Raw genomic sequence first — 7,332 nt, 5'->3', positions numbered from 1 at the left:
TACGACTCAGACGACGCCCGATCCGCCACCTACGCCGCTTGGCTCCATCACTACAATCACCACCGACCCCACACCGGCATCGGCGGATCAACCCCCGCAGAACGCGTCCACAACCTCACGGGGAACTACATCTAGGGCGTCACCTTCGCTGGCGACGAGGACACGTTCCATGCGACCGCCGCGTCGGGATCGCGTACGTGCCTGGTGCGCGGGAACATGTCGGCGCGGACGATGACGGCGATCCACGACACCGCAGAGTGCCCCTCGATCTCGCCGGACGAGACGCGGGTCGCGTACAAGAAGGATGTCGAGCATGGGGTGCCGAACTGGCGGATCTCGATACTCGATCGCTCGTCGGGGGACGAGACGATGCTGCCGAAGGAGCGGAGTGTCGATAACCAGGTGGTCTTGCTGCATGACGGGACTTTGCTGCACGGGCTCCCGCGCGAGGGTGCCGCCAGCGACACGGACGTCTGGTCGATCGCGGCCGACGTCTCGGGCGACGCCAAGCTCCTCTTCGGGCACGCTTGGCCGCCGCCGGTCGTGCGGCCAAAGGGCTCGGACCCTTGATACTTGCGGAGTGACGACGATCGCCATCGAGCAGGCAGCGCGATATCTACAACTGCCGCCGACGCCAGATGAAACCCTTCCCTCGCCTACCTCAACACCGTCGGCGCCGGCGCCAATCAACGGTCCACTCGTAGTCGAGCTGATCGGCGGGAACGCGTGGGCCCTGACGTTGCCGATTCTGATCACAGCCGTAGGTAGCATGTTGGTGCTCCTAGCGGCCGTCGCCACGGTCACACAGCGTCACCGGGCTGACCGTCAACAGCAGACCTGGAGCCGCATCGACGCCGCACTCAGACAGGTAGCTTCAAATGAAGAGCGATCACAGCACGTCGGGGTGATCGCCCTTCAGAATCTCTACGACGGACAAGGACGGCGCGGCCGGTTCCGACTCAACCCTCACGATCTTGCGGTCATCGACGCTACGCTTGCTTTCCAAACGACCAGTGCGCTGACGGATCCAGATTTGACCGTACCTGAAGGAGCGGACAATGCCGATTAGGCCTTCGCAGGTCGAGGCAGCACGACTGCGCGTCCGCATCCTCCGCGATCGCGGCGATACCCCAGATACGCGCTTGTTGGCTCTGGCGAACTACGTCATCCCTCTCGAGTCAGCGCAAGATGAGGAGTCAGCAGACGCCACCCTCATCGAACTTTATGGTCCGGAGCAAGGCGGGCTGATGGCCGCCGCGGCTCCCGCGGTAGTGAGCTTGACTGATCGCCGAGAGGCAAGAGAAATTCGCGAGAAAGCCGCCCGGCACATTGATAAAGAGGCGTTGGCTGATGGTGAAGAAGAGGCCTTAACCGAGGCTCTCGACGCTACAGATTTCGCCGCTTCCAGGCATGCAAATAAACCCAACTGACCTTGGATTGCACGCAACCCGGACGTAATCAGCGATATTGAATAGCCAGTTGCTGCCATCCGACGATTGAAATGGCTTTAAATTCATTACGCGCATATTCTTGCTTGACTCAACTGCTAGTATTGACGCGACAATTAGCGGAGTTTGAAGAGCTTCCATCGGCAGGAAGTTTACCAATCCTGTTCGCCCTCAAGGTCGAGATGGTTCCGCAAAGCGCCACGGATAAGCCTTTGCGGATCGGGGAATCGGTAGAGGAGCACAAAAATATGGAGCGAAGGAGCAACCCATAGGAATTCATTTGCCGAGCCGCATAGCAGTTTGTCGGCCAGTATTCAGTGAAGCAATGGGCACCTCAAGCGATCAGGGGATGGTGGCGATCGTTACAAAGAGGCGCGTCTGCGCTCTACTGGCCCGCGAGTCGGCGTCCACCTTTGCAAGTGCGGGACTTCCATAGCATAAGCACCTCAAGGCAAACGTTTTGGGGGCAAATGCGATACCGTCGCAGGACGGCTACTACCTGAGCGGGCTACGAGAGCCACCCTAGACTAAGAGGCATCATGCTATACACAGTGCTATCCGTTGGCGACGGCGCTTGCTCGGTCGTTCGTGGCTGGCCGGGTTGCGAAGTGATGCTCGTCGACTGCGGAACGGTCGGCAATGGCGGCGTGTCCGCATCGAAGACGCTGGCCATCGAACTTGACTGGCATTCGATCCTCGTCAATACTGTGGTTGTCACGCACTTCGACTTAGATCATTGGCGCGGTCTACGCGATCTTCCGCAGCACTGGAGGCACCCACCTGTCGGTGAAGTGGAGTTCCGATACCCCGCACTTCTTCCCGGAGACGCGGGCCTCATTCAAAAGGCCCACTTTGCGTTCCAAGCGATTCGGCTGAGCGGTCCCATCTTCGGCGCCCTCGACGTAATCGGAACATGGGAACGTGCTGGCGTCGTGATCAGGCGTAGGCCCTCATATCGCGGAGACTGGTTCTTCGGGGGTGGAACACATTGGGACGTCCACTGGCCTCCCGCTAGTGACAAATACTTCGACGACGGGATGCGGCGCCGCATGCGAGCGCTGGGATCCGAAACCAGAAGACTGGCGGAAGAGGTGCCAAGGTTTGGCGAAGCGCTTGACGCCGTGCAATCCATATGGTTTGACCGCGAGAATAGTACAGATCGGAAGGACCATCCCCTGAATGATATTACTGGGGGCGAGCTGTTCAGTAACCTGCAGGAAGCTCTTGGCGAGAAGAAATTCACTGCATTTGCAAGCAGAATCAGCAAGTTCACCAACGAGTTGAGCATGGTGCACTCCAGTGAAGATGTCGTAAACTTCGGGGACTGCGAGAAAGGTGGACTCAAAGCGCTCATGGAGATGGAGCAAGTAGACCCCTCGTTAGCCAAGTTTTACTCTGTCATTTTAGCGCCACATCACGGGACGGCGAAGGTCGAGAGGGTGGTGCAAGACCGCTTCCCACGCTCCCTTCTTGGTCTGGTCAGCCAGAATGGCAGGACTCGGTACCTGAAGGGTCTGCAGGAAGAGCAAAAACAATTTAAGGACGCTGTGACAAACGGTGTCGGAGTGAAGATCGACACGTATAATCCCGCGGTCCCAGCCTCACTCCTAGGCCCGCACGTCAGGTTCTGGCTCCCGACACACCCGCTGAAAACTGGGCACCTGCATTGAACCAATCGAGGGTACGCGCCTCGTGAACGATAACTGCGATCACGTCGAAGTTTAATGGCGCGGCGAACTAGTCTCACAGGTCTCTTCTGCTGATCCTGCAACCTCATGCTACCACTCACACCGGTACGGCCATACGCGAAGTCTGGTGCATAAGCGGTCATCAAAATCCTGATGACTCTCTTCTCCGTACCTGAAACGGAACCCTAGCGTGAATGCCGAACGACATTTCGGCGCAGATCCTGCCGGCCGTCAGCGATTGCATCGACACCCCGCGCGTCCTCTGAGGTTCGACTCGATAAACAGCAAATCGGTTCTCTGTTCCGATAACTCGACGTGCCAACGCTGACGTTCGTATCCGACGTGCGGCGTAACAAGATGCCAGCTATGAAATGCCGAGAACGATGCGACATCCAAAGTACGTTCCTACAGACCGGCAAACTTGCAGATCGCTCCTTAGGATCCGGCCGCGATGTCGGCTGATCGGTCACTTAGGGCTTGTTAGAGCAATTAATTGAGCTGCACGGCGACGTGCCATGACTCAAGATGCACCGGAGTACAAGGGCCTGCACATGAGTGTGGCGTAAAGTACACCGTGGGCGTCCGCCTGTTACCGGTGACACCTTTTCGCTCCTCGCTGAGCGGGTCAGGAGTGGCGCTTCGCGCGGTGTCCCTTCTCGCCGACAGCACAGCGTCGGTCCGAAGCCCCTCCCCGGCCAGACCCTCACCAGAGGCCATCCTCCACGCAGACCCCCGCGGCGCGTAGCTCGCGGGTTCGTCACGAACGCCACCTCCAGATTTATCCTCAGCATTACCGCCCATAGGCCAGCCATTCCCGACCTGACAAGACCGAACTCGAGTGCCTCGCCATCACCCCCACCAAAGGACCCCACATCATGAGCATGGAAGGCGTCGCCTGGAGCTCGCTCTACCGGATCTCCTCCGCCCAGAGCGGCAAGCACGGCATCTCCCGCGAGTCCGTGCGCCGCATCATGACCTTCGCGGTCCCCTACCGCGCCCGTCTCCTCCTCTTCATCGGCCTGTCCGTCGTCGGGGCGTTCCTCGCTGTCGCGACGCCGGTGCTCGCCGGGCGGGTGGTCGACACGATCGTCGCCCGAGGTGCGGTCGGCACGATCGTGCAGCTCGCCGTGGTCATCGCCGTCGTGGCGGTGGCCGACGCCGGGGTCTCGCTCGTCACGCGCTGGTACTCGGCGCGGATCGGCGAGGGCGTCATCCTCGACCTGCGCACCGCCGTCTTCAACCACGTGCAGAAGATGCCGATCGCGTTCTTCACCCGCACCCGCACGGGCGCCCTGGTCAGCCGGCTCAACAACGACGTGATCGGCGCGCAGCAGGCCTTCAGCGGCACGCTCTCGGGCGTGGTCACGAACGTCGTGGCGCTCGTCCTCACCCTGATCGTCATGCTCAGCACGTCCTGGCTGGTCACCGTCCTCGCGGTGATCATGCTGCCGATCTTCCTCATCCCTGCGCGCCGGATGGGCAGCCGCCTCGCCGCGCTCCGCCGGGAGGCCGCCGACCACAACTCCGCGATGAGCACGCAGATGACCGAGCGCTTCTCCGCGCCCGGCGCCACCCTGGTCAAGCTGTTCGGCCGGCCCGACGAGGAGGCCGAGGAGTTCCGCGTCCGCGCCGCCCGCGTCCGCGACATCGGGGTCCGGACGGCGATGCTGCAGCTCGTCTTCGTCACCGCGCTGACCCTCGTCTCCGCGCTCGCCCTCGCGCTCGTCTACGGGCTCGGCGGCGTCCTCGCGCTCGGCGGGCAGCTCGACACCGGCGCGGTCGTCACCCTCGCCCTCCTGCTCACCCGCCTCTACGCCCCGCTGACCAGCCTCGCGAACGCGCGCGTCGAGATCATGAGCGCGGTCGTCAGCTTCGAGCGCGTCTTCGAGGTGCTCGACCTCCAGCCGCTCATCCAGGAGAAGCCCGACGCGGGCACCGTCCCCGAGGGCCCGGTGTCCGTCGAGTTCGACGACGTCCGCTTCGCCTACCCGTCCGCGGACAAGGTGTCGCTCGCCTCCCTCGAGGAGGTCGCCGTCCTCGACACCCGCGGCGGCGAGGAAGTGCTGCACGGTCTCTCCTTCCGGATCGAGCCGGGGCAGACCGTCGCGCTCGTCGGCACGTCCGGGGCCGGCAAGTCGACGATCGCGCAGCTGCTCTCGCGCCTCTACGACGTCGACAGCGGCGCCGTGCGCCTGGCCGGCACGGACGTCCGCGACGTCACCTTCGCCTCGATGCGGCACACCCTGGGCATGGTGACGCAGGACGGCCACCTCTTCCACGAGACGATCCTGTCCAACCTGCGCCTCGCCCGGCCGGAGTCGACCGACGACGAGGTGTGGGACGCCCTCCGCCGCGCGCGGCTCGAACCGCTCATCCGCTCGCTGCCCGACCAGCTGGACACCCTCGTCGGCGAGCGCGGCTACCGGCTGTCCGGCGGCGAGCGCCAGCGGCTGACAATCGCGCGGCTCCTGCTCGCCCAGCCGCGCGTCGTCATCCTCGACGAGGCGACGGCGGCGCTCGACTCCACCTCGGAGGCCGCGGTGCAGGCGGCGCTGAGCGAAGCGCTCGAGGGCCGGACCGCGATGGTGATCGCCCACCGCCTCTCCACCATCCGCAGCGCCGACCTGATCCTCGTGATCGAGGACGGCACGATCGTCGAGCGCGGCACGCACGAGGAGCTGCTCGCCGCCGCCGGCCGCTACGAGGAGCTGCACCGCACGCAGTTCGCGGTGCAGAAGGACGTGGCGGCGGAGGAGGAGGCGCTCAGCGGGTCCTGAGCGCGACCGAAGTCGCTGGGGTGGGCGGGTCTCGATGCGCCCCTGCGGGGCTGCTCGACCAGCATGTCTGCGGGCGTCTCAGGCAGAGGAGACCCACCGCCGTCTGTGGGGCTGGTCTGCACACTCGCTTTCGACAGGGACCGCGACGGACGCACGACGGAGCCCTGCGTCAGCGGCTCTCGGCTCGACCCCGCCCCGTCCTCCTCCCCACCTCCGGACGGCCACTGCCCTATCGTTACCGCTAACACGGGATCAGGTGGCGGAGGACGAGCATGGCCGACAGGCAGCAGCGCGCGGCGACCATCTACGACGTCGCTCGGGCGGCGGGGGTCTCGCATCAGACGGTGTCGCGGTTCTTGACGGGGACCGGCGGCATCCGTCCGGCGAACCGGGTCCGGGTCGAGGAGGCGCTGCGGACGCTGAACTACCGGACCAATGCCACCGCGCGCTCGCTCGCCACGCGGCGCACGCACCGGCTCGGGGCGCTGGTGCACGAGCTGTCCGGGACGGGCCCGGGCAAGACGATGCAGGGGGCGAGCGACGCCGCCCGCCGGGCCGGCTACTCGCTGGACATCATCAGCCTGGACACCTCGGACGACGTCGAGCTCGCCGACGCTCTGGACGCGCTCGGCAGCCGTGACCTGGAGGGCATCCTCGCCACGGCCCCCACCGACGAGGTCGATGCGGCGCTGCGCACGCTCGATCTGCCGATCCCGATCCACATCGATCGTGGCGGCGAGCGTGAAGGCGGCTCCTCGGCGGTCGGCACGCGCCTCGCCGTCTCGCACCTGCTGGAGCTCGGCCATCAGCGCATCGCGCACCTCGCCGGCCCCGAGCCCTGGATCTCCGCGCAGGACCGCGCGCGCACCTACCGGGAGTGCATGGCCGAGGCGGCGCTGCCCGCCCTTCCGCTGGTGCACGGCGACTGGTCCTCCCGGTCCGGTTACGCGGCGGCTCCACAGCTCTTCGCGGAGGCCGGCGTCACGGCGGTCGTCGCGGCGAACGACCGGATGGCGCTCGGGCTGCTGCTCTGGCTGCACGACAACAACCGGCGGATCCCCGAGGACGTCAGCGTCGTCGGCTTCGACGACATCGCCGAGGCGGAGTTCTTCCACCCGCCGCTGACGACTGTGCGCCAGGACTTCACGGCGATGGGCCGCGCCTCCGCGCTGGCGCTGATCGCCCTGGTCGAGGAGTCCGACCGGGCGGGCGCCGTCGACTACCCGGCGCCGGAGCTCGTCGTGCGCGCGTCGACCGCCCCTCCCGCCTGAGGGATCCTCGAGTCCGCGCAACCACGACCGCGGACCCTCCGATCCCCGAATCGTGACCGGTAACGATTCACCCTTGCGGTGACGAAGACGGCGCTCTACGGTGATCCTGTCGCACAGTTCGTTACCGGTAACGAAACCCGGATGCACG

General features: G+C 64.8%; 7 protein-coding genes. All 7 read left to right on the top strand.

The window, feature by feature from the left end:
* On the top strand, positions 1-135 hold a 135-nt coding region (locus tag MT351_RS18695; RefSeq protein ID WP_243582044.1), incomplete at its 5' end, for an integrase core domain-containing protein.
* A 96-nt stretch (positions 136-231) separates the two neighbouring features.
* The gene (locus MT351_RS18690) at positions 232-570 is read left to right on the top strand and encodes a hypothetical protein (protein WP_243582947.1); all 339 of its coding nucleotides are present in this window, start codon (positions 232-234) and stop codon (positions 568-570) included.
* A 10-nt stretch (positions 571-580) separates the two neighbouring features.
* Entirely contained in the window at positions 581-1,069 is a 489-nt protein-coding gene (locus MT351_RS18685) for a hypothetical protein (RefSeq protein WP_243582946.1), read from the top strand.
* Positions 1,059-1,430, top strand: coding sequence for a hypothetical protein (locus MT351_RS18680; RefSeq protein WP_243582945.1), 372 nt, complete (start codon positions 1,059-1,061; stop codon positions 1,428-1,430). The genes MT351_RS18685 and MT351_RS18680 overlap by 11 nt, the downstream gene beginning before the upstream one ends.
* A 557-nt stretch (positions 1,431-1,987) precedes the next feature.
* A complete protein-coding gene (locus tag MT351_RS18675) occupies positions 1,988-3,118 on the top strand; it encodes an MBL fold metallo-hydrolase (RefSeq protein WP_243582944.1) in 1,131 nt (376 codons plus the stop codon).
* Between the two features lie 893 nt (positions 3,119-4,011).
* Positions 4,012-5,913 carry an ABC transporter ATP-binding protein gene (locus MT351_RS18670; RefSeq protein ID WP_160086341.1) on the top strand — a complete coding sequence of 634 codons (1,902 nt, stop codon included), beginning with the start codon at positions 4,012-4,014 and terminating at the stop codon, positions 5,911-5,913.
* 272 nt (positions 5,914-6,185) lie between these two features.
* Positions 6,186-7,184, top strand: a complete 999-nt coding sequence (locus MT351_RS18665; protein WP_243582943.1) for a LacI family DNA-binding transcriptional regulator — start codon at positions 6,186-6,188, stop codon at positions 7,182-7,184.
* The last annotated feature ends 148 nt before the right edge of the window (positions 7,185-7,332 follow it).

Origin of the sequence: Rathayibacter sp. VKM Ac-2926 (assembly GCF_022815565.1) — a bacterium.
Taxonomy (GTDB): domain Bacteria; phylum Actinomycetota; class Actinomycetes; order Actinomycetales; family Microbacteriaceae; genus Rathayibacter; species Rathayibacter festucae.
The sequence above is the reverse complement of the archived record's forward strand: the minus strand, read 5'-3'. Positions and strand labels throughout refer to the sequence as shown.